Source organism: Nocardiopsis sp. RV163 (genome assembly GCF_001029525.1).
Taxonomy (GTDB): Bacteria; Actinomycetota; Actinomycetes; order Streptosporangiales; family Streptosporangiaceae; genus Nocardiopsis; species Nocardiopsis dassonvillei.
Genome location: NZ_LEKI01000098.1, coordinates 1 through 22131 on the forward strand (window position 1 = coordinate 1; position 22131 = coordinate 22131).

At 72.4% G+C, this 22131-nt stretch carries 16 protein-coding genes and 3 tRNA genes; 9 read left to right on the plus strand and 10 right to left on the minus strand.

Going from position 1 to position 22131, the window contains the following annotated elements; genetic code table 11:
- The 4 genes from ABD54_RS27975 to ABD54_RS17225 form a co-directional block, all read right to left on the minus strand.
- Window positions 1–752: ParB/RepB/Spo0J family partition protein (locus ABD54_RS27975; RefSeq protein ID WP_047870536.1), on the minus strand; the 752-nt coding region annotated here is incomplete at its 3' end.
- Window positions 753–2262: 1510 nt separating this feature from the next.
- A tRNA-Val gene (locus ABD54_RS17215) sits at window positions 2263–2339 on the minus strand.
- Between the two features lie 16 nt (window positions 2340–2355).
- A tRNA-Cys gene (locus tag ABD54_RS17220) sits at window positions 2356–2426 on the minus strand.
- A 41-nt stretch (window positions 2427–2467) separates the two neighbouring features.
- A tRNA-Gly gene (locus tag ABD54_RS17225) sits at window positions 2468–2540 on the minus strand.
- A 233-nt stretch (window positions 2541–2773) separates the two neighbouring features.
- Between ABD54_RS17225 and ABD54_RS17230 the strand changes: the two genes are divergently transcribed.
- Window positions 2774–3952 (plus strand): molybdopterin molybdotransferase MoeA, encoded by a 1179-nt coding sequence (locus ABD54_RS17230; protein ID WP_047870521.1) that lies wholly within the window; start codon window positions 2774–2776, stop codon window positions 3950–3952.
- A gap of 252 nt (window positions 3953–4204) precedes the next feature.
- Here the strand turns inward: ABD54_RS17230 and ABD54_RS17235 are convergent, their stop codons facing one another.
- Window positions 4205–5980 carry an MFS transporter gene (locus ABD54_RS17235; RefSeq protein ID WP_047870522.1) on the minus strand — a complete coding sequence of 592 codons (1776 nt, stop codon included), beginning with the start codon at window positions 5978–5980 and terminating at the stop codon, window positions 4205–4207.
- A gap of 184 nt (window positions 5981–6164) precedes the next feature.
- Here ABD54_RS17235 and ABD54_RS17240 point away from each other — a divergent pair, with 184 nt between their 5' ends.
- Complete coding sequence (locus ABD54_RS17240) at window positions 6165–6716, plus strand: TetR/AcrR family transcriptional regulator (protein WP_047870523.1); 552 nt, start codon at window positions 6165–6167, stop codon at window positions 6714–6716.
- A 30-nt stretch (window positions 6717–6746) separates the two neighbouring features.
- On the opposite strand, the gene ABD54_RS17245 is transcribed toward ABD54_RS17240, so the two are convergent.
- On the minus strand, window positions 6747–7244 hold the full coding sequence (locus tag ABD54_RS17245; RefSeq protein WP_047870524.1) for a GNAT family N-acetyltransferase: 498 nt from the start codon (window positions 7242–7244) through the stop codon (window positions 6747–6749).
- A gap of 540 nt (window positions 7245–7784) precedes the next feature.
- Here ABD54_RS17245 and manA point away from each other — a divergent pair.
- Both manA and ABD54_RS17255 read left to right on the plus strand, forming a co-directional pair.
- Complete coding sequence (gene manA, locus ABD54_RS17250; RefSeq protein WP_047870525.1) at window positions 7785–8969, plus strand: mannose-6-phosphate isomerase, class I; 1185 nt, start codon at window positions 7785–7787, stop codon at window positions 8967–8969.
- A gap of 464 nt (window positions 8970–9433) precedes the next feature.
- Window positions 9434–9808, plus strand: a complete 375-nt coding sequence (locus ABD54_RS17255) for an FKBP-type peptidyl-prolyl cis-trans isomerase (protein ID WP_047870526.1) — start codon at window positions 9434–9436, stop codon at window positions 9806–9808.
- Between the two features lie 131 nt (window positions 9809–9939).
- Here the strand turns inward: ABD54_RS17255 and ABD54_RS17260 are convergent, their stop codons facing one another.
- Complete coding sequence (locus ABD54_RS17260; protein WP_047870527.1) at window positions 9940–11115, minus strand: acyl-CoA dehydrogenase family protein; 1176 nt, start codon at window positions 11113–11115, stop codon at window positions 9940–9942.
- A 268-nt stretch (window positions 11116–11383) separates the two neighbouring features.
- On the opposite strand from ABD54_RS17260, the gene ABD54_RS17265 reads away from it, so the two are divergent.
- On the plus strand, window positions 11384–12019 hold the full coding sequence (locus tag ABD54_RS17265) for a TetR/AcrR family transcriptional regulator (RefSeq protein WP_047870528.1): 636 nt from the start codon (window positions 11384–11386) through the stop codon (window positions 12017–12019).
- A 579-nt stretch (window positions 12020–12598) separates the two neighbouring features.
- On the opposite strand, the gene ABD54_RS17270 is transcribed toward ABD54_RS17265, so the two are convergent.
- Together ABD54_RS17270 and ABD54_RS17275 are read right to left on the minus strand one after the other, a co-directional pair.
- The gene (locus tag ABD54_RS17270) at window positions 12599–15148 is read right to left on the minus strand and encodes an MMPL family transporter (protein ID WP_047870529.1); all 2550 of its coding nucleotides are present in this window, start codon (window positions 15146–15148) and stop codon (window positions 12599–12601) included.
- Between the two features lie 41 nt (window positions 15149–15189).
- A complete protein-coding gene (locus ABD54_RS17275; protein WP_047870530.1) occupies window positions 15190–15852 on the minus strand; it encodes a TetR/AcrR family transcriptional regulator in 663 nt (220 codons plus the stop codon).
- 376 nt (window positions 15853–16228) lie between these two features.
- Here ABD54_RS17275 and ABD54_RS17280 point away from each other — a divergent pair, with 376 nt between their 5' ends.
- From ABD54_RS17280 to ABD54_RS17290, 3 genes are all read left to right on the plus strand, one after another.
- Window positions 16229–16672: a nitroreductase family deazaflavin-dependent oxidoreductase gene (locus ABD54_RS17280; RefSeq protein ID WP_047870531.1), complete on the plus strand. Its 444-nt coding sequence runs from the start codon at window positions 16229–16231 to the stop codon at window positions 16670–16672.
- 703 nt (window positions 16673–17375) lie between these two features.
- Window positions 17376–17822 carry a carboxymuconolactone decarboxylase family protein gene (locus ABD54_RS17285; RefSeq protein ID WP_047870532.1) on the plus strand — a complete coding sequence of 149 codons (447 nt, stop codon included), beginning with the start codon at window positions 17376–17378 and terminating at the stop codon, window positions 17820–17822.
- 124 nt (window positions 17823–17946) lie between these two features.
- Window positions 17947–19740, plus strand: coding sequence for a long-chain fatty acid--CoA ligase (locus ABD54_RS17290; protein WP_047870533.1), 1794 nt, complete (start codon window positions 17947–17949; stop codon window positions 19738–19740).
- A gap of 69 nt (window positions 19741–19809) precedes the next feature.
- Here ABD54_RS17290 and ABD54_RS17295 read toward each other — a convergent pair whose 3' ends face one another.
- Window positions 19810–20568, minus strand: a complete 759-nt coding sequence (locus ABD54_RS17295; protein WP_047870534.1) for an IclR family transcriptional regulator — start codon at window positions 20566–20568, stop codon at window positions 19810–19812.
- Window positions 20569–20773: 205 nt separating this feature from the next.
- Between ABD54_RS17295 and ABD54_RS17300 the strand changes: the two genes are divergently transcribed.
- Window positions 20774–22126, plus strand: a complete 1353-nt coding sequence (locus tag ABD54_RS17300; RefSeq protein WP_047870535.1) for an NAD(P)-binding domain-containing protein — start codon at window positions 20774–20776, stop codon at window positions 22124–22126.
- Window positions 22127–22131 lie beyond the last annotated feature (5 nt).

Here is a 22131-nt window from a genome sequence, read left to right on the forward strand (position 1 = left end):
GTCGGTCCGTCCCCCGAGGGCGTCCCGACCGGGCCCGCCGCCCTGCCGCCCGCTGCCTCCTCGACGGGGCCGGGAGAGCGCGTCGGGCCCAGCGCGCGGCGCTGGCGCGGGGGCACGGGGTGATCACCGCGCTGTAGCCGTTTACGCACGTCGTGCGCGGTTCCCAGGGACACCCCGGCGCGGTTGGCGACCGTGCGCAGCGGTACGTCGGGGTTGCTCTGGATCATCTCGTGGGCCCGGATCCGCCCCTCGGCGGCCGTCGACGGGCGCACCCGACCGTCACGACCCCGGCGGCCCCCCTCCCCGCCACCGGCCGTCCCGGACGCCCGCAGCGACCGCACCGTCCCGTCGGAGAGGCCGGTGATGCGCGCGATGGCCCGGTTGGAGTACGAGGGGTGGGCCGCGATCAGCCGCGCGGCGGCGCTCTTGCGGTCAGTGAGCGACAGCGGCAGGCCGTGCTCGACGTTCTGCCTGATCGCCTCGACGAACGCCTCCGCCTCGGACCCGTCGAAGAAGCGGGCCCGGATCGTCGTGGCGCCGTTGAGGAGGGCGGCCCGGACGCGGTGGCAGCCGTCGATGACCCGCATGGACGGGCGGTGGACGAGGATCGGCGGCAGTTCGGCCGCGATCCCGGCGAGCAGCCGGACGTGTTCGTCGTCGACGCTGCTCCGAGCGGACTGGACCACCACCACATCCGCTATGTCCACCGTCTCGGTGGTGTCGATGCCGAAAGAACCCTCTTGAGCGACCACGGAACCACCCGATCCCAGGAGTTGGTGCTAAGTCATCGCTAAAGGATTTTATGCGGTTGGTTCATGTATGTCACCCCTGTAGGATATTGATAAAAAAAGAACAGGCCGACATGCTGTTGCGTCCAGGCGGTTGGCGGTTTGGCGTTATTTCGTTCATATAACGACTATTTTGCAGCCGTATCCCTTGCCGTTGTGCGGGACGGTGTCCCGGGTGCGGGAAGGGCTCCGGCGGACCGGTCGGTACACGTTCTGTCGGGACGGCGCGTGGATCGGTGGTGTCGCTTCGCTGGAGCGGCGCCCTCCTCGCCTGCGCTCCCGCCTTCGGGTAGAAGCTTGTGGAGCGCCTCCCGGGGTGTGCAGGACCCCAGGCGCGCCCGAGGGCGGGTGTTGGGCTCCTCTCGCGCACCGGCTCCGGCGACCCCGACACGCGATCGATGAACACATCGGCCGCATGGCCTGCTGCCCGCCCCCGGGGGGAAGGGCCGGGGGCGCCGTGAACCGGCTCCGGCGACCGGCCGGGGTGATCACCGCGCTCTCGCCCTCCTCGCCCACCACGGGACGGCCTTCCCGGTGGCCGGGGACTCGGCGTCCCAGAGCTTCCTCGGGGCGCTCGCGGATGGAGCGCGCACCCACGATTTCCTCGGTGGCCAGGGCAGATCGTCCAGGGCCTGTCGTGAGCAGACCGACCGTTCGCCGAAGTGCCCCGAACGGGTGGTCCGAGTGCACCATGAACGAACTCCCTTCATGGCGCAGGAAGTTCCACGGAGCACAATGCGCTTCATGAAAAATGAGCACAAAACGGACGTGTTCGGCTGCCTGGGGAAATGCGTACTCCCTGCTCATGAATCGATGCAGGCCTTCTTTCCCGGAGGCTGTTCTGCGGCTCGGCGGAAAAGATCCTCCGGTGGTACCGGAAGGGTTTGCGCGTACGCGCCGCGTACTCCGCACGGCGGGGGTGAGCGCGAACGCCGGTTCCGCTCCCCTTGACGGGCGGAGGCGTTCGGCGCCGAGCCGACCAACCACCGATGCCCTACCGCACCCCGTCCCGGCGGCGGTCGCCGCCCGTGGACGGCAGCCCCGGAGACGCAGCACTGCTCCTCCCGGTCGTCCACCAGACGCCGCCTTCCTCCGAGGCAGACCAGGACAGCGGCTGAGGGACCCGCACGAGGAGCTGGCCGAGGACGAGGTCCCGGAGGTGGCCCGCGCGGGGCGGCTGGGGCACCGGGTGCCGGGGGCGGCCCGGGTCTACGGGCACGTGACCCCGCAGATGGGGCGGCGTGTACTCGGCGTGCCGGAGGACCGGTGGCGGGGGAGCGTGACGGCTCTCACGGACCGGGAACGCGAGCGGCTCTTCACCGCGGCGCCGCCGCTCGGAGCGCACTACCGTGGAAACAGCGAAAGCGGGCTCCGAGGGGAACCCGCTTCGAAGACGATCTCCCGGATAGCTCCCAGTCTGGGCCGAGCGGTCTTCACCCGCATGTCAGATAAACCCTCTGACCTGCGGTGATGCTGGTGGGCGATACAGGATTCGAACCTGTGACCTCTACCGTGTCAAGGTAGCGCTCTAACCAACTGAGCTAACCGCCCGCGTGTAGCGATGGGGAGGTGGAGACGGGATTCGAACCCGTGTAGACGGCTTTGCAGGCCGCTGCCTCGCCTCTCGGCCACTCCACCGAGTTGCACGTAAGGCGCCGGGGCACCTCGCGTCTCCTCCGAGCGGACGACGGGATTCGAACCCGCGACCCTCACCTTGGCAAGGTGATGCTCTACCAGCTGAGCCACGTCCGCTTGCTGCCTGGCGTCCGGCCCGTCGGGCCCCGCCGTGCTGCTGGTAAGAACTCTAGCGGAAAGTCGGCAGACGGCAAATCGGCGCTGAGAGGGGCCGGTTCGGCGCCCTCGGCGCGGGTGGACGGCCGCGCGGTCGGAGGACGCGCCGGGCCCGTCGGAGCGGACGTTGACGTCCGTGTCATGCGCCCGGGTGGACAATGTGAGGACACCGGCGTGACGAGGGGGAGACGGATATGGGAGCGGGAGGCACCGGGGGACACGGCGGGCACCGGTCGTGGCCGCGGGCGCGCGAGGCCGCCCGGCTCCTGGGCGGCGGCAGGCCCCCGGCTCCGCGAGAACTTCCCCTGGAGGACGCCCTGGGCGCCGTCCTCGCCGCGGACTTGCACGCGCTGACGGGCCTGCCCGCCTTCGACGCCTCGGCCATGGACGGCTTCGCGGTGTCGGGCCCGGGACCCTGGCGGCTGGTCGGCAGGCAGTTGGCCGGGGCGGCGGAGGCGCCCGTGGGTCTGCGCCCGGGCGAGGCCGTCGAGATCGCCACCGGCGCCCGTGTGCCCAAGGACACGGAGTGCGTGGTGCCCTACGAGCTGGCCGCAGTCCGGGACGGGGCCGTCGACGGACCCGCGGAGGTCGGCCGCCACGTGCGCTGGGCGGGGGAGGAGACAGCCCCCGGCGAGACCGTGCTCGAACGGGGGACGGTGGTCGGCCCCGCCGCGCTGGGCCTGGCCGCCAGCCTGGGCCACGACACCCTGCCGGTGCTGCGCCCCCGGGTCTCGGTCCTGGTCACCGGCGAGGAGATCACCGCATCGGGGCTGCCCGGCGACGGCAGTGTGCGCGACGCCATCGGTCCGGCGCTGCCCGGGGTCGTCGAGCGCGCGGGAGGCCGGATCGCGTCCCTGCGCCGCCTGGGCGACGAGCGGCGGCCGCTGCTCGACGCGCTGGCGGGCGCGGACGGCGACGTGGTCGCGGTGTGCGGTTCCTCGTCCCGGGGCCCGGCCGACCACCTGCGTTCGGTCCTGGAGGAGCTGGGAGCCGAGGTCGCGGTGGACGGGGTCGCCTGCCGTCCTGGCCACCCGCAGTTGCTCGCGCACACCGACCGGACCGTGTTCGTGGGCCTTCCCGGCAACCCCGGGGCCGCCCTGGTCGCCGCGGTCACCCTGCTGGTCCCCCTGCTGGCCGCCATGACCGGACGACCGGACCCCGGAACGGGTCTGGCCCGGGCCGCCCTGGTGGGCGCCGTCACCGCCCACCCCCGGGACACCCGGCTGGTCGCGGTGCGTCTGGACGGCGGCCGGGCGCGGATGGTGGGCCACGACCGTCCGGGCAGTCTGCGCGGCGCCGCGCTGGCCGACGCCTACGCCGTGGTGCCGCCGGACTGGGACGGCGGCGAGGTGGAGCTGCTCCGCGTGCCCTGAGACCGTCCTCGCTCTCGAGGGCCGTCCTTCAAAGCTTCGTCTCCCCGCCCCCGCGGACGTACCCTCCCGGGCGCCCTGCGCACCGCGACGGGCGTTCGCCGTCCTCCGGTGCGGCCCCGCGCCCGCTCGGAGACCTGACCAGGGGTCCTCTCGCCTCCACGGGGAAGCGCACCGGGACGCCCTGTGCGGCGGCGAGCCGCTCCAGGACGCCCATGGTGAGGCGACGCCTTCCGGGGCCCGGACCCCCGCGTGCTAGCCGTCGGAGCGGGTCCGCTCCGGCGCGGCCCGGGTGTCACCGGCCGCTGGGTCGGCGGCCACCGGAACGGGCTCCTGCCCTGCACCCGTGGTCCCTCCGGACTCCTCGGTGCCCGCGGCCTCGGCGGCCACCGTGGCCCCCGCGGTCCCTGCGGTGCCCACTGCCCCGACCGCCTCCTCCACGGCCCCCTCGGCGGGCCCCTCCACCGCGGGATTGCCCCGACCGCGCAGCAGCACCCACGCCTGCGCGGCGGCCGACAGGACGATCACCACGGCGATGACGCTGGTCAGGTGCATGCCGTCGGTGAACGCCGTCCGCGCGGCGAGCATGAGCGCGTCGCCCGCGGCGCCGCCCACGTCGGCGGCGGCGTTCGCGGCCCCGCCCAGGGTCTCCCGGGCGGCGTCCACGGCCCCCGAGGGCACGCCCTCCACGGCGGTCAGGTTCGCCCTGTAGGAAGCGGTCAGCACACTGCCCAGCAGTGCGACGCCCAGCGCCGCGCCCAGCTCGTAGGCGGTCTCGGAGATCGCCGACGCCGCGCCCGCGCGCTGGGGAGGGGCCGCCGACATGATCGCGCCGTTGGTCAGCGTCTCGGCGAACCCGGAGCCGGTGGCGATCAGCGCGAATCCCGTCGTCACGAGCACCACACCGGTCACCGCCTCGCCCTGCGGCGCGAAGACCAGGACCGCGAACCCCGTCGCGGTCACCAGCAGGGACCCGCCGATCACCGCGGCCAGGCTCAGGTGGCGCGACAACCGCACCGCCACCAGTCCTGCCAGCACCGACAGCACCAGGCCCGGCACCAGTACGAAACCGGCCCGCATCGGCGAGATGCCCAGCACCAGTTGGAGGTACTGCGTCAGGAAGAACAGCGACGACACCAGCGAGAACACGATCATCAGGTTGGTGGCCACCGCCACGCTGAACACGCGGTACCGGAACAGGCCCACGTCGATCAGCGGGTCGTCCAGGGCCTTCTGGCGCCGGACGAACAGGTAGCCCAGGCCCAGACCCACGACCAGGGACGCCACCGGGACGACCGCCAGGCCCTCGGTGGCCAGGTTCTTGACGCCGTACACGACGGGCAGGATCGCGGCCATGGACAGCACCACGCTCAGCGGGTCGAGACGGCCGGAGCCGGGGTTGCGCGACTCGCGCACCAGCAGCGGGACCAGCACCAGGATCAGCGCCATCACCGGCAGGTTGATCAGGAACACCGAGCCCCAGAAGAAGTGCTCCAGGAGCCAGCCGCCCAGGATCGGACCGAGCGCCGCGCCGCCGGAGAACCCCGACGCCCACAGGGCGATGGCCAGCAGGCGCTGGCGCGGGTCCAGGAAGATGTTGCGCAGCAGCGACAGGGTCGAGGGCATCAGTGAGGCGCCCGCCAGCCCGAGCAGGGCGCGGGCCGCGATGAGCACCTCGGCTGTGGGCGAGAACGCGGCGAGCAGCGAGGCCGCGCCGAAGGCGGCCGAACCGATCATGAGCAGGCGCCGCCGACCGATGCGGTCGCCGAGCGAGCCCATGGTGATCAGCAGTCCTGCCAGGACGAAGCCGTAGACGTCGACGATCCACAGCAGTTGGCCCGCGTCGGGCCGCAGTTGCTCGCTGAGGGCGGGAACGGCGAACCCGAGCACGGTGGAGTCGACCGAGATCAGGATCACCGGAAGGACCAGGACGGCGAGCGCGGTCCATTCGCGCGGGCCCGCGAGGGCGGGCGCCGCGCCGTCGCGGCCGCGCGCGTCAGCGGTGCCGTTTCCGGTCTGGGCGGAACTCATCTTTCCTCGTTACGTGTCGCTTGTGTGCGCGCCGCACGGCTGTGAGGGCGCGTTCGGACCGGCGGGATGCGGAGGGCGAACGGCCGGGTGGAAGGACGGGAAGCCTGGTCGACCGGGGGCGTGCTACCGGGACTCTTCAACCGTCCAGACGGTACAGTACCGTCCAGCCGGTACAGTGTCAATCGTGAACGCTTCGAACACCCGCGACCGCATCCTCGACTCCCTGCAGGACATCCTCGTCGGTGAGGGTTATTCCGCGGTGACCCTGGAGGCCGTGGCCCGTGACGCCTCGGTGTCCAAGGGAGGGCTGCTGTACCATTTCCCGTCCAAGGCGGCCATGCTCACCGGGCTCATCGAGCGCCTGCGAGTGCTGGCGGAGGAGGAGTTCCGGGAGGCCGTGGAGGGGGAGGAGGGCGTGGTCCGCGTCTTCCTGCGCACCTCGCTGCCCCGCAGCCCCGAGGAGCGGGAGCTGTACTGGGCGGTCATCGCGGCGCTGCGCGGCCAGGAGGACATGCCAGAGGAGGCCGTCCGCACGGTCCAGGGCCTCTTCAGCCGCTGGGGCGAACTGCTGCACGAGGAGCTCGCCGATCCGGTCCTGGCCGAGATCATCCTGCGCGCGGGCGACGGGCTCTACATGGCGGCGATCGCCGGGCTGCCCCAGCCCGACCCGGCGCTGACGCAGCGGATGATCGACCGCCTGGTGGAGGCCTCCGACAAGGTGCGCCGCGAGCGCTGAGCGTCCGCCGTCCGGGCCGGTCGGTCCGGTTCAGACCCGGTACTCGAACATCTGGACCTCGGTGCCGCCCACCGGCACCCGCTCGACCGGGGTGAACCCCTGCCGCTCGTAGTAGCGCACCAGGGCCCCGTCCCCGCCCGCCCAGCAGTCCACACGCACCAGCCCGACGCCGCGCTCGCGTGCCCGCCTGCGGGCGAAGGAGAGCAGTTTGCCGCCCACGCCGCGTCCGGAGTAGGCGCGCGAGACCAGCAGCAGGTGGACGTAGAGCTCGCGTTCGCGCACCCGGGGCGCGTAGCCGGGAGCCCGTTCGGTGACGGTGAGGAACCCGGCCGTGCCGTCCCCGGCCTCGGCCACCCACAGGCCCTCGGCGACCAGCTCCTTCACGCGCGCGACCCGACGGGGGTCCTGCGACCAGGGGCGTTCGCCCCACTGCGCGGAGCGCCCGTGCTCGACCAGCCACGCCACGGTGGCGTCGAAGGTCTCCAGCACCGCTGACAGGTCCGCTGGTCCGCCCTGGCGCAGCCTCAAGTGTCCGCCTCACACGTCGGGGAACAAACACGACCAGAGCACGTTAACCGGTCACCCGTCCGCCGGGCACCCCGGTTCCCCGTAGGGAGGGGGCTCCGGCGGCGCGGCGGGTAGGCGGTCCCACGGACGTGGCCGTGGCACCCCGGGCGCCGCTGCGGGACAATGGCGGAAGCCCGCACGGGGAACGCGGGGCCCGTGAGCCGCGCGGTCCGCGCGGTGGCGGCCGGTCGCCTCAACGGGCGTCCGGTGCGGGATTTTCGCCGCGTCGCGGGGCGCTCGGCCCGTCGCCGGGTGGAAGGAGGAGGTCAGGATGTGGCGCTGTTCACGTGCTTCCGATCATGGTTTACTTCCCAGTAACTTTGTTGCCGCAGCCGGTACCCGTGTTCGTGGGGTGCCCGCCCGCCCCGCGAGGTGAAGTGTGCACTACCTCAAGGTGTGGGGCGCGCCGTGTCGACCGGGACAGCGCCCTCCACGAGACTGTTGCAGCCTCGCCGGGGTGTCCACGGGGTGAGAACACGCAGACGGGAAAGCGGGGGGCGCATGCACAGGCTCACCAACCGGGTAAGGCCTTACGCCTGGGGAGCGCGCACGGCCATCCCGCGGCTGCTGGGCGCCGAACCCGACGGCACGCCCCAGGCCGAACTGTGGCTGGGGGCCCACCACGGCGCGCCCAGCACGGCCCACTGCGAGGACGGCCCGCGCCCCCTGCCCGGCCTCATCGCCGACGACCCCCACCGCGTCCTGGGCCGGCGCACCGCCGAACGCTTCGGCGGGCGGCTGCCCTTCCTCCTCAAGGTCCTGGCCGCCGAGGCGCCCCTGTCCCTCCAGGTCCACCCCGACGCCGTCCGCGCCCGCGCCGGGTTCGAGGCCGAGGAGCGCGCGGGCATCCCCCTGGACGCCCCGCACCGCAACTACCGCGACCCCCACCACAAGCCCGAACTCCTTCTGGCCCTGGAGCCCTTCGAGGCGCTGTGCGGCTTCCGTGAGCCCGCCGCCGCCCACGCCGACCTGCGCGGACTCACCTGCGAACTGGCCGTCGCGCTGCGCGGCGACCTCGCCCTGACCGACGCCGGAACCGCCCTGCGCGGCGCCCTCACACGCCTGCTCACCCTCTCCGAGGACGAGCGGGCCCGGCTGCTGGAGGACTTCGTGCGCGAGTGGTCGGACTCCGGTCCGCGCGGTTCCCACGGCGCCATCGTCGCCGACCTGGCCGACCGCTACCCGGGCGATCCCGGAGCGGTGGCCGCCCTGCTGCTCAACCGGGTCACGCTCTGGCCGGGCCAGGCTCTGTTCCTGCCCGCGGGGAACATGCACGCCTACCTCCAGGGCACCGCGGTCGAGGTGATGGCCAGCTCCGACAACGTGCTGCGCGCCGGACTGACCGGCAAGCACGTGGACGCGCCCGAGCTGCTGGACGTGGTGGACTTCTCGGTGCTGCCCATCCCCTACGCCAGACCCGGGGTCAGTGACGGGCGCCGGGAGTTCCGTACGGCCGCCCCGGAGTTCGCGCTGCACGAGATCGGCCCCGGCCGCATCGCCGCACACCTGCCGGGGGAGGGGCCGACCGTGCTGCTCGCCCTGCACGGACAGGTGGAGCTGGTCGCCGAGGTCGGTCAGGGGATGACCCTCCAACGCGGTGAGTCGGTGTTCGTGCAGGCCGGCAGCGGGCCGATCAAGGTCGAGGGCCACGGTCACGTAATCGCCGCCACCGTAGGCGATATCTGAGACCCGGATCTGCGGACCCGAGACCGTACACCGGACACCCCCACCAGAGACTTCGCGCCGGAGTTCCGTAACCCGAGACCTCACACCCCGGACCCGGGGTCCGACTCCCCGGACCTGAGATCCGCCCCCCCGGACCTGAGACCCGAAGCCCGAGTTTCTCGACCCGGGACCCCGGGCCCAGAAGCCCCGCACCTGGGTTTCGGGACCCGAGACTTCGGGCCTGAGGACCGAGGCCCGTATCCCCAGAGCTCAGACCCCAGCCTCCAGACCTCAGACTCCAGGTCCCAGCCCCCAGATCTCACATTCCAGGGCCCGGACTCCGGAACTCAGACCTGAGACCGCGTCAGGGCAGCGCGAGCGCGTCACAGAGCAGCCGGGCGGGGGGTCCGTTTTGCTCCAGGAGGTTCCCACGCACCGATAGCCTGGGCCCCTCTGTTCACTGTGACCACACGAGGGGTACCACCATGGCGCTTGAGCGTCCTGAGATCGACTTCATCGAGGGCCCGCCGCCCGCCGAGCTGGAGATCACCGACATCCAGGTCGGTGAAGGCGCCCAGGCGGGCCACGGCAGCACCGTCGACGTCCACTACGTGGGCGTGTCCTTCTCCAGCGGCGAGGAGTTCGACGCCAGCTGGAACCGCGGCGCTCCGCTGAGCTTCCGCCTCGGCGCGAAGCAGGTCATCGCGGGCTGGGACCAGGGCGTCCTGGGCATGCGCGTGGGGGGCCGCCGCAAGCTGGTCATCCCGCCGCACCTGGCCTACGGCGAGCGTGGCGCCCCCGGCGCCATCGCGCCGAACGAGACCCTGGTCTTCGTCTGCGACCTGGTCGGCGTCCGCTAGGACCCTCCTGCTCCCCGCGGGGACTCCGCGGGGTCGCCGCAGCCCGCCCGCGGCCCCCCGCGGTCCGGGCGCACGCCTGCGGAGGGGCCCGTGCCGCGCTCCCACGTGCGGCACGGGCCCCCGTCCCGCCGCTAGCCCAGGGTTGCGCCCACCTTGACATGGCCCTTGAGCAGGTCGCGGGCGATCGTGCGGCGCTGGATCTCGTCCGTGCCCTCGAAGATGCGCAGCAGCCGCACATCGCGGTAGAAGCGCTCGATGGGCAGTTCACGGGTGTAGCCCATGCCGCCGTGGATCTGCATCACGCGGTCGACGATCTCGTTGGCCTTCACACCGCCGAAGAGCTTGGCGATGGACTGGGCGTGCCGCGAGTCCCGCCCCACCGACACCTGCCACGCGGCGTGCAGCACCAGCAGGCGCAGTGCCTCGATCTCGGTCTGGGAGTCGGCGATCATCCACTGGATGGCCTGCCGGTCGGCTATGGGCGCGCCGAAGGTCTCGCGGGTGCGCGAGTACTCGATCGCCATGTCCAGCAGGCGCTCGCAGCCGCCGAGCGCGCGGGCGGGCAGCAGGTAGCGGCCCTTGCCGATCCACTTCATGGCCAGCTCGAAGCCGCGGCCCTCCTCGCCCAGGATGTTCTCGTGCGGCACGCGCACGTCCTGGAAGACCAGGGAGGCCGGTCGGCGCTCGCCCATGGTGTCGATGGGCTCGGACGTCCAGCCCGCCTCGCGGTCGGCCAGGAAGCAGGTCACGCCCCCGTCGGCGCCCTTGTCCGGGTCGGTGACCGCGAAGACCATGGCGAAGTCGGCCTCGTCGCCGCCGGTGATGAAGGTCTTCTCGCCGTTGACCACCCACGTGTCGCCGTCGCGGACCGCGCGCGTGCGGATCGCCTTGGCGTCGGAGCCCGCGCCGGGCTCGGTGATGGCGAAGCAGGAGCGGCGCTCACCGGCGATGGTGGGCAGCAGGTAGCGCTCCTTCTGCTCCTCGTCGGCGTGGTAGAGGATGTTGTCGGCCTCGCCGCCGAACTTGAAGGTCAGGAAGGTCCTGCCCAGCTCGATCTCGATGATCGCGGCGGTGACCGGGTCCAGACCCATGCCGCCGTACTCCACCGGCGTCTCCACGCCCCAGAAGTCGGACTTGCGGGCCAGTTCGCGCAGCCGGGTGCGCTCCTCGGCGTTGAGGCCGGGCGGCTGCCCTTCGCGCTCGCGGCGCAGCACGTCGTTCTCCAGCGGCATCAGCTCCCGCTCGACGAAGGTCCGCACCCAGTCGCGGACGGCGCGCTGCTCATCGCTCAGTGAGAAATCGATCACGGCCTGTCTCCCCAGTAACCTAACGGCGTTCGGTTTGAGGGTACGGTCTTCCCCGGGGTGCGTGCAAGAGGTGCCGCCGAACAGGGGGAAACGGGCGCCGCTCGCTGTTCCGGGCAGGTCCCCGTGCCGGGGCGCACGGGCCCCGAAGACCGGCTCCCAGGTGCGCGAACACCGCCAGAGGACCGCATGCGGCGTGCCGGCGTGCGATGATCGGGCCGGACGCCGGAGGGCCCGGCCCGTCCGCCGCAGTGGAGAAGGGGACCCCTCCGTGGCCCGACCCAAGTCGCCGATCCTGAGCCGTCCGGGCATCCGCCGCGCGGCTCTCGCGCTCATCGACCGCGACGGGCTGGACGGCCTGTCCATGCGCAAGCTCGCCCAGGAGCTCGACGTGCAGGCGGCCTCCCTCTACAGCCACTACCGCACCAAGGAGGAGCTGCTCACCGAGGTCGCGGACGAGGTCACCTCGCGCATCGACGTCTCGGGCTTCGACGGCGGGGACTGGCGCCGGGGGCTCACCGTCTGGGCTCGCTCCTACCGCGACGCCCTGGCCGAGCACCCCCACCTGCTGCCGGTGGTCTCCTCCGGGCCCGGGCGCCGCGAGGAGGCGCTGCGCCGCGCCGACGCGGTGCACGGCGGCCTGGTGGGCGCCGGATGGCCGCCCCGCTACGCCACGATGATCGGCGCCTCCACCAAGTACCTGGTCGTGGGGGCCGCCACCAACTCCTTCGCGCGCGGATTCGACGACGACGTGCGCGTCTACCGGGACCGCTACCCGAACCTGTCCCAGGCCCACCGGCTGCCCGAGCACGCCGCCGAGATCGACGACGCGAGCTTCGAACTCGCGCTCTCGGCCTTCCTGGACGGCCTGACCGGCGTCTTCGGCGAGGTCGGGAACCGGGGCTGAGCGCCCGCACGCCAAGCGCCCTTGGAAGGTCGGGCCGGTTCAAGGGGTCCTCGCGACCCCTCGTCGATCACACGAGTGCGAGCAGACGCCCAGCTGGAGCCTTCCAGCCGAGCGTCCTGCGCGGGCGCCCGTTCAACTCCTGAGCGACGTGTTCCAGATCCAGCGGTCCGCGCACCGACGGATCCCTTCCCTCGGGGAAGTACCGCCGCAACAGTCCGCCGGTCTTCCCGTTCGATCCGCGCTGCCGGGGAGAAGCGGGGTCGCGGAAGAACACCGGCGCCCCGTCCGCCACGCTGAACGCCTTGTGCGAGGCCGTCTCGCCGCCCTAGTCCCAGGCAACGATCCCCGCGGATGCCCGGGCAGCGAACCGACCACCGCACTCGACACACCTCCGACGGCTTCGGCGGCGTGCGGCCTCGGTGACGCCGCCGGCTTCCTCCAGCAGCCGGAGGAACCGAGCTTTGGGCGCTTCGCGGTTATGCGCGAACGACACGGTGGCCGCAACCTCCTGGAAGTCAGGGTGTCGCGACCACCGCCAGAACCCGAGTCACCGCCCCGGGCCCCTGGAACGCGTGCGCCTCAGCGCCGCTCGGAGGACAACCGGTCCGTGTCGTCCTGCTCGTGGGAGCGCGAACCCGTGCCCCCGCCGGTCGGTCCGTCGCCGTCGGGGACCCCGACGGCGACGGCCTCCTGCTCACGCGTGTGGCGGCGCTCCAGTGAGGCGCCCTCCACGTCGATGTCGGGCAGGATCCGGTCGAGCCACCTGGGCAGCCACCACGCGGCGTCGCCCGCCAGGTGCATCAGCGCGGGGATCAGCGCCATGCGCACGACGAAGGCGTCGATGAGCACGCCGAAGGCGAGCGCGAAGCCGATCGAGCTGATCATGACGCTGTGCGAGAAGACGAACCCGCCGAACACCGAGATCATGATGATCGCGGCGGCGGTGACCACCGAGCGTCCGGCCCTGAAGCCCTGCACCACGGCCAGCCGCGAGGGCGAACCGTGCACGTAGGCCTCGCGCATGCCCGTGCCGATGAAGAGCATGTAGTCCATGGCCAGGCCGAACAGGATCCCGACCAGCAGAGTGGGCAGGAAGTTCAGCACCGGTCCGGTGTTCTCCAGCCCGAAGAGGCCGCCCAGCCAGCCCCACTGGTAGACGGCGACCACGCCGCCCAGCGCCGCGAAGAAGGACAGGATGAACCCGAGCGTGGCCACGACCGGCACGAAGACCGACCGGAACACCAGCAGCAGGATCACCAGGGACAGGCCCACCACCACCGCGAGGTAGGTCGGCAGCGCGTCGCTCAGCGTCTCGGAGATGTCGATGTTCCCGCTGGCCATGCCCGCGACGCCAAGCGGACCGGTGCCCTCGATCGGTTCCATCGCGCGCAGGGTGTGCACGAGCTGCTCGGTGGAGGCGCTGGCCGGGCCGTCGACGGGCACGACCTGGAAGATGGCCAGGGTGTGGTCCTCGGAGACGCCGACGGGCGCCACAGCCGCCACGTCGTCGTGGGAGTAGATCCGCTCGGCGACCAGCGCCCGCTCCTCCTCGGCGTTGCGCTCCGCGGACTCCTCGTCGGGTCCGCCGGTGAGCTCGGCCACGACCAGCAGCGTGCCGTTCTGCCCCGCGCCGAAGCTCTCCTCCACGGCGGTGAAGGCCCGGTACTGGGTGGAGTCGGTGGGCTCGGAGGAACCGTCGGGCGTGCCCAGGCGCAGGTCCAGCGCGGGGAGGGCGACCACGCCCAGGGCGATCACGGCCACCGCGGCCTGGGCCAGCGCGCGGCCGCTCGGCATCGGCTTGACCCGCTCCGCCTCGTGCGCGCCCCCGCCGGCGGCGGAGGTGCGCTCGGCGAGACGGGCTCGCTCGCGGCGCGACAGGACGCGCGCGCCCACCAGCGACAGCAGCGCCGGAACGAGCGTGATCGCGATGAACACGGCGATGGCGATGGAGACCGCGGCCACGCTGCCCATCAGGCCGAGGAACCCGATCCCGGTCAGGTTCAGGCCCAGCAGCGCGATGAGCACGGTGGTGCCCGCGAAGACCACGGCGTTGCCCGCGGTCCCGTTGGCCAGGCCGATGGACGCACCGACGTCGACGCCCTGCTTGAGCTGGCGGCGGTGCCGGTTGATGATGAACAGCGCGTAGTCGATGCCGACGGCCAGGCCCAGCATCAGGCCCAGGATCGGGGTCACCGAGGCCATCTCCAGCACGCCGGACAGCGACATCGCGATCAGGGTGGCCACGCCGACGCCGACGAGCGCCGTCAGGATCGGCAGGCCCGCGCCCACCAGGGTGCCCAGCATGACCACCAGGACCACACCGGCCACGATCACGCCGATCACCTCGGCGGTGCTGACCAGGGAGGGCATGGTCATGGCCATGTCGTTGCCGAAGTCGACCGCGGTGCCCGGCACGGGGTCGCTCTCGAAGACCTCCATGACGGCGTCACGGGTCTCCGGGGTGATCTCGGTCTGGCTGTCGCTGAAGGCGACACGGACCAGGGCCGTGCCGCCGTCCTCGGAGACCGAACGGATCTCCGAGGCCATCTCCAGCATGGCCTCTCCCCGTTCCAGCTCCTCCAGGCCCGCGTCCAGCTCCTCGCGGTTCTGGTCGATCACGGCCTGTTCGGCGTCGAGCCCGGGGCCGACCTGGTCGATCAGCCCGGCCGCCTCGGCCTGCTCGCGGCCCGTGTCGAGCTCGGCCTGACCGGCTTCGAGCTCCTCCAGGCCGCTCTCCAACTCGTCGCGGCCCTCCTCCAGCTCCCGCTGCTGGTCGGCGCGCTGCTCCTCCGTGGCGAACGGGTCGATCGCGTCCTCCACGCCTGAGAGCCCGGCGGCCTGCTCGGCGCGGTCGGCTATCGCCTCCCGCTGCTCCCGGGTGAAGTCCGAGCCGTCCTCGGTCTGGTAGACGACGGTGCCCGAGCCGCCTCCCATCCCGGAGAACTCCTGAGACAGGAGCTGCTCGACCTCGTCGGTGGGCGTCCCGGGGATGGAGAAGCTGTCCTCCAGCTCGCCGGAGAAGAGGAAGAAGGCGGTGCCGGAGGCCACCAGGAGGGCCAGCCAGACCGCGATGACGGTTCGGGCGCGACGTGCGCACGCACGCCCGAGTCTGTAGAGAAATTCAGCCATGGTTCCTGCAAACGGAGTAGGTGGGAGGGGCGCGTGTGCGCTCAGGAGGTGGGTGATCCGGCGTTCCCGTAGCCGTCACGGGTCACGGCGAGCATGCGTTCCAGCAGGTCGGCCCAGACCCGGCGGGAGTCGTCGTCGTCGACCCCTCCGGTGGTCTGCTCCCAGCGCTGGACCGTGATCGTGCCGCCGCTGATGACCGCGCCGCACATGAGGTCGACCACGAACGGGTCGGCGTGCGGGCGGCGGCGCGTCATGATGGCCGCCAGGCGGACGCTCACGTCGTTGATGGCCCGTTCGAACAGCGCGGCCTGGCTCGGCGCGGGTTCGTTCCCCTGTTGCCGGAGGAAGCGCTTGAGCCGGGTGACCGGGGTGACCAGGTCGGTTTGGCGGATCGCCGCCGCGAACTCGTCGAACATGTTGCCCGCCCCGTCGCCGGTGACGGCGGGGAGGTTGGCCTCGATGCTGTCGAGGACCGCCTCCAGGATCTCGCCGAACACCTCCAGGACGATGTCGTCCAGGGACCTGAAGTGGTTGAACACGGTTCTTCGGGAGACGTCGGCCCGTTCGGAGAGCTGGTCGACGGTGAAGCCGGTGTCCCCGCGTTCGGTCATCAGAGCGGCGGCCGCGTCCACGATGGCGCGGCGGTGGCGCGACTTCAATGCTTCACGCCGGTCACGTGCGGGCGGTTCGTGCTGATTGTCCACGTCTCCACGGTACGGAGGTGATTGCACCAAGTGCAACGAAGCACTGAGTGCACCCAGTCACACTCGGGGTGCGGCCACCGGTCCTCCAGGAGCCCGCGGGCCCGGTCCCGGCGTCGTCCTCGACGCCGAGCGGCCGTGCGCGTCGATGGGCGCCGTGACCGTGGATACGCACGTGTCCGGCGCGCTGGCCGAGCCGGACCTGCCCGGGCGGGTGCGGCTGTTGCCGCTCACCCACGACGCCCGCACACCCGACTTACGTGGTACGGATGAGCCCTGCGGGGAAGTGGTGTTGGCAGTGCTGCCGTCCGGTTCGGCCGGTTGGGTCGGTTGGGCGGGTTCGGCCAGTAGGACGGGCAATGACGAAGGAGAAGATTCCATGCCGCTCGAAGGCGAGTACGAGCCGAGTCCGACGGAATGGGTGCGCGACCAGGTCGAGCAGATCGAGCGCTCCGGCGGGCGGGAGGGGATGACCATGCGCGGGATGCGCGTCATCCTGCTCACCACGCGCGGGGCCAGGAGCGGCAAGCTGCGCAAGACACCGCTGATGCGGGTAGAGCACGAGGGGCGCTACGCCGCCGTCGCCTCGCTCGGCGGTGCGCCCAAGCACCCCGTGTGGTACTTCAACGTCCTCGCCGAGCCCCACGTGGAGCTGCGTGACGGGACCGTGAACCAGGACATGGTGGCCCGCGAGGTCACGGGCGAGGAGAAGGCGGTCTGGTGGGAGCGTGCGGTGGCGGCGTTCCCCGACTACGCCGACTACCAGGAGAAGACCGACCGGGAGATCCCGGTCTTCGTACTGGAGCCCGCCGCCGACCAGTGACCTGTTCTCCGAACGGACCGGCCGGAGGAGGAGACCCGGCCGGTCTTCTCGTTCGGGGTCGTCTGGTCGCGCTCACGTCGGCCCGCGGAGGTTTCGAGGCTCGCCTCCAAGGGGGTCGAAGCCGTACGGCGGGAGGGGTTCGAGCCCCGCCCTCTGATGGCTGCAGGCGTGCGGTGCCGTCCTCCGCAAGGCGGGGGTCGTGGAGCGCGCCGCAAAGCCCCGCCACGGACCCCGTGCGTACGCGCGACCTCGACCACGGCCTCCTCCTTTCCGCTGCCGCTTCGTGTCCTCTGTGTTCGCGGTCGTATCCGGACCGCGCTCCTCGCCTGCGGTGACCGGCGAACCCGGACCGCGCCAAGGCCCTGGTTTTCAGCTCACCGGTGGTCGCCGTCGCGTTGGGGCGTCGGGTTTCGGGATCAGTGGTGGTGCGGTAGGGCAGTGGAAGGAGGTCAAGGGTCCAGGGGAAGGGCCGAAAGGAAGGGAAGTGCGGTGATATCCGCACCCCGCGCTTCGATTCGGCTTGCCGGAAACCAAACCAAAATAAAACAAACCAATCCAAAAAAACACGAACCCTCTCCTTGTCACCCCTCCTTTTCCCGTCCGGTTCCGACCTTGACCCCGCAGCGCCCGGACCCCATTGGTAGCGTTGTGGACCGGGTCCCGGCCGGGACGGCGGAAGTGTTCGACGAGGAGGGCGGCCCCCGTGGCGAAAGAACGCGTGATCTGGGCGAAGAAGCTTCCCGAGGTCTACAGCAGGCTGGACGAGATCGACAAGGTCATCTCCGGACACCTGGACCTCGGCCTGCTGGAACTGGTCAAGCTCCGCGCCTCGGTGCTCAACGGGTGCTCCTTCTGCGTCGACCTGCACACCCAGCGCGCACTGGAGGCGGGGGAGTCCCAGCAGAGGCTCTTCCTCGTTCCCGCCTGGTACGAGGCCGGTGAGATCTTCACCGACGCCGAACGGGCCGCTCTGGCGCTCACAGACGAGATCACCCGCCTGGGCGAGCACGGGGTGTCCGACGAGGCCTACGAGGGCGCCGCCGAGCACTTCGAGGACCAGGAACTGGCCGCGCTCATCGCCGGTATCGCCATGATGAACCTCTACAACCGGCTGGCCGTCACCAGTCACCTGCACCCGCGCAAGCGCTGAGCCCGGCTCCGCTCCGGGGGAGGGATCCCCGGCCCCCCGGAGCGGGGCACCCGTTTTCCGGGTAGGGATGAGTGCGCCCGACCCCCGTCGGCCGCGCACGGAGGTCCCGGACCCAGGAGCGCCCATGCCCCACACCGGACGAACCCTTCCGAGCCTGCTCGCCCGCAACGCCGCCGACCGCCCCGACGCGCCCGCCCTGTCCTGGCGCGCGCCGGACGGCGGCGACTGGACCACCCTGACCTGGTCCCGGGTGCGCGACCGCGTCGCCGCGCTCGCCGAGGGCTACGCCGCCCTGGGCGTCCAACCCGGCGACCACGTCCTGCTCATGATGGGCAACCGCCCCGAGCACTGGCTGTCCGACCTCGCCCTCGTCCACGCGGGCGCCGTTCCCACCACGGTCTACGACACCGCCGCCTCCGAGCAGGTCGCGCACATCGCCCGGCACAGCCGAGCCCGTCTCGCCGTGGTGGGGGACACCGCGGCCGCCGCCGTGTGGGAGCGCCTGCTCGCCGACCCCGAGGCGCCCCTGGCCGCGCTGGTCGTCGTGGACGGGGCCGACCCCGGTCGCGGCCACACCGAATACGCCTGCCTGGAGGGCGCCCCCGCCGGGACGGCCTTCGAACGCTGGCGCGACCTGACCCCCGACGACCTGCTCACCGTCGTCTACACCTCCGGGACCACCGGGGATCCCAAGGGCGTGGCCGTCACGCACCGCGACATGCTCGCCAACGCCACCGCCCTGGACGCGGCCGTCACCCTCCCCGAGCACCCCGACCACGTGTGCTACCTGCCCCTCGCCCATATCGCCGAACGCATGCTCGGCCTCTACCTGCCGGTCTTCCGCGCCTCCCACGTGTGGATGTGCGAAAGCCTCCAGGACCTGCCCGGGGTCCTGCGGCACGTGCGCCCGCCCCAGTTCTTCGGGGTCCCCCGGGTGTGGGAGAAGTTCGCCTCCGCCCTGCGCGCGGGGCTCGCCCGCATGCCCGAGGAGAAGCGTGCCGCGGTGGACGCGGCCACGGCCGTGGCCGCCGAGCACGTCGCCCACCGCGAGCGCGGCGAGGAGGTGCCCGCCGAACTCGGGGAACGCTTCGAGCGGGCCCGGGCCGAGGTCCTGCTTCCCCTGTTGGCCCAGGTGGGCCTGGACCGGGTGGGGTGGGCCTCCAGCGCCTCCGCGCCGATGCCGCTGGACGTGGTGCGGTTCTGGGCCGGATTCGGGGTCGTGGTCATGGACGCCTGGGGCCTCACCGAGTCCGTGGGCGTGGCCACCGTCAACAGCCCCGCCACCGGGTTCCGGCTGGGCTCGGTCGGCCGCCCCCTCGCGAGTGTGCGGGTGCGGGTGGCCGAGGACGGCGAGGTGTGGCTGCGCGGGGAGTCGGTCTTCGGCGGCTACCTCCAGCCGGACGGTTCGGTGCGCCCGGCCACCGACCACGGGGGGTGGTTCGCCACCGGCGACGTCGGCCGCCTCGACGGGGACGGCTACCTGTGGATCACCGACCGCAAGAAGGAGCTCATCGTCACCTCCCAGGGCAAGAACGTCGCGCCCGCGCCGGTGGAGAACGCCCTCAAGGAGCACCCGATCGTCGGCCAGGCCTACGTGCACGGGGACCGCAGGCCCTATCTGGTGGCGCTGCTGGTGCCCGACCGCGACACGCTGCCGGTGTGGGCGGCGGCCCGGGGCATCGACACCGGCGGGGACTGGGAGGCGCTGGTCGCCCACCCCGAGGTGGCGGCGGAGGCCGAACGCGCGGTCGCGGCGGCCAACGCCCGGTTCAGCCGCGCGGAGGGGGTCAGGCGCCACCGGCTGCTCCCGGGCGAGTGGGGCCCGGACACCGGTGAGCTGACCCCATCGCTCAAGCTCCGGCGCCGTGTAGTCCGGGAGCGCTACGCCGACGCCCTGGCGGAGCTGTACCGCGACTGACCCCGGATCCCGCCAGCCGTCGTCCATGCCCGGAACCCATACGGCAGCCCGCCCCCGGCGGCCGACGCCTCAGGCGCGCACCCCGATGGCGTTGGCGCCCCGCGACAGCTCCGGAAGCTGGGACAGCAGCTCCTCGGGGCTGGTCCTGTCACTGGTGGTCACCAGGTTGACGGCGCCCAGGGTCTCGCCCTCGGAGTCGTACAGCAGCCGGGTCAGGCTGAGGGCGCCGGGCTCCCGCTCGGACTCGGCGAGGTGGTAGCCGACCTCCCGGATCCGCTCGATCTGCGCCCGGAGGTCGGCGGCGTCCTGGGTCCTGCCCGAGGCCAGGCGCACCTCGGCGTGGTCGGCGAGGTAGGCGTCGAGCTCCTGGTCGTCCCAGTCGCTGAGCAGCACCTTGCCGCCGCCGACGTAGAGGGGCACCCGGCGCCCGATCGGGAACTGGTAGCGCAGCGGATCGGCTCCGTCCACGCGCGCGATGAGGATGCGCTCCTGTCCCGAGCGCACGTAGACCGACGAGGTCAGACCGGTCGTGGCCGACAGTTCGGTGAGGATCGGCGTCGCGACGCTGCAGAGGCGGTCGTTGACGACGAAGGAGTGCGCCAGGGACAGCACCACCGGCCCGAGCGAGTAGCCCAGGCGCTCCTGCTGGACGTAGCCGCGCCGTACTAGCTGGTTGACGGTGCGCTGCGTCGTGGCCAGGTGGAGCCCGCTCTCCCGCGCGATGTCGCTGAGCCGCAGGGGGCCGCGCGCCCGCTCCAGGCACTCCAGCACGTCCAGAGCCCGGTCCAGGGTGCGCCCCTGGTTGCCACCCCCAGCCGTCGCTCCCATCCGTGCCCTCGCCCGCCCTTCCGTCGTCGTTCGCCCTGTCGCGGGAGGGGGCCGGTGTGCCCGCCCCCAAGGCGATGCGCGCATCGCAGTCCTCCCCTCAACGTAGCGGACGGGTTTCCGGCCGGTTGACACCGCGAAGCGTCGCAGGTCACACTCACTATCAACAAGCAATAGTAGCTATCACTCAATGATAGAAGGTGGGATCATGAAGGTCGCCGTGCTCGGGCTCGGAGAAGCCGGTGCCGTCTACGCCGGCGCGTTCGCGGCCGCCGGTTGGCAGACCGTCGGCTACGACCCCTCGCCGGAGGCGCGGACGCCCGAGGGGGTGGCGCGGGCCGCCTCGACCGGCGAGGCGGTCGCCGACGCCGACCTGGTCCTCAGCCTCACCACGGCCGCGTACGCGGTGACCGCGGCCGAGGACGCACGGCCGGTGCTGCGCCGGGACGCGGTGTACGTGGACCTCAACGCCGCCGCTCCGGCGACCAAGACCGGGGTGGAGGCGGCCCTGGGGGAATCCGCGCAGGTCGTGGACGGTGCGATCATCGGTTCGGTGCTCAGGTACGGTGCCGAGGTCAACGTCCTGCTCTCCGGCCCCGCCTCCGGGGCCGCCGCCCGGCTGCTCCGGGCGGTGGGCTCCGACGCCGAGCCGGTCGGCGGCGAGGTCGGGGCCGCGTCACGGCGCAAGCTGCTGCGCAGCGTCTTCATGAAGGGCCTGGGAGCCCTGATCACCGAGGCCGTGGACGCCGGGAGGGCCGCGGGGGAGGAGGCGTGGATGCGCACACAGGTCGCCGGCGCGCTCGCCGACGGCACATCCGCGCTGGAGCGCCTGGACAAGGGCACGCGCCTGCACGCCCTGCGCAGGGCGCACGAACTCCGCTCCAGCGTCGAACTCCTCAGTGAACTGGGCGTCGAGGCGCCCGTGAGCACCGGGGCAGCCGACCGCCACCTGTTCCTGGCGCGCTCGGGCGGGGAGGACGCGCGCGAGTTGGCGGACGCCTACGCGGGCGTCCCCACCGCCGCCATCGGCGACGGCCGCGACCGGCTCGGCTTCGTCTCCTCGCGCGTCCGCCCGGTCTGGCCCGGGGCGAGCGTCACCGGACGGGCGCTCACCGTCCTGACCCGCCCCGGCGACAACCGCGCCCTGCACCGGGCGCTGGCCCTCGCGCGGCCGGGGGACGTCCTGGTCGTGGACGGCGGGGGCGACACCTCACGCGCCCTGCTGGGCGAGCTCATCGCCGAACGCGCCCTCAACCGGGGTGTGCGCGGCATGGTGGTCGACGGCGCGGTCCGGGACGCCGACGAGCTCCGAGACCTGGGCTTCCCCGTCTGGGCGGCCGGGATCTCGCCCGCCGGGCCCTACAAGGACGGCCCGGGGCACGTGGGCCGGACGGTCTCGGTGGGCGGCGCGGTCTGCTCCACCGGGGACATCGTGGTCGCCGACGGCGACGGGGTGTTCTTCGTCCCCCGCCTGGAGGCGGAGCAGACCCTGAGCGCGGCCCGCGAGGTCGTTGCGGAGGAGGAGCGCCGCCGCGGGGCCATCCGGGCGGAACGCCGGTGAGCGCC

Bases quoted from the DNA above. Each gene is read 5' to 3' on its own strand.
- ABD54_RS17290 (WP_047870533.1), top strand. From the start codon at position 17,947: ATGCCCCACACCGGACGAACCCTTCCGAGCCTGCTCGCCCGCAACGCC.
- ABD54_RS17280 (WP_047870531.1), top strand. From the start codon at position 16,229: ATGCCGCTCGAAGGCGAGTACGAGCCGAGTCCGACGGAATGGGTGCGC.
- ABD54_RS17235 (WP_047870522.1), bottom strand. From the start codon at position 5,980: ATGAGTTCCGCCCAGACCGGAAACGGCACCGCTGACGCGCGCGGCCGC.
- ABD54_RS17295 (WP_047870534.1), bottom strand. From the start codon at position 20,568: ATGGGAGCGACGGCTGGGGGTGGCAACCAGGGGCGCACCCTGGACCGG.
- ABD54_RS17270 (WP_047870529.1), bottom strand. From the start codon at position 15,148: ATGGCTGAATTTCTCTACAGACTCGGGCGTGCGTGCGCACGTCGCGCC.
- manA (WP_047870525.1), top strand. From the start codon at position 7,785: ATGCACAGGCTCACCAACCGGGTAAGGCCTTACGCCTGGGGAGCGCGC.
- ABD54_RS17230 (WP_047870521.1), top strand. From the start codon at position 2,774: ATGGGAGCGGGAGGCACCGGGGGACACGGCGGGCACCGGTCGTGGCCG.
- ABD54_RS17300 (WP_047870535.1), top strand. From the start codon at position 20,774: ATGAAGGTCGCCGTGCTCGGGCTCGGAGAAGCCGGTGCCGTCTACGCC.
- ABD54_RS17255 (WP_047870526.1), top strand. From the start codon at position 9,434: ATGGCGCTTGAGCGTCCTGAGATCGACTTCATCGAGGGCCCGCCGCCC.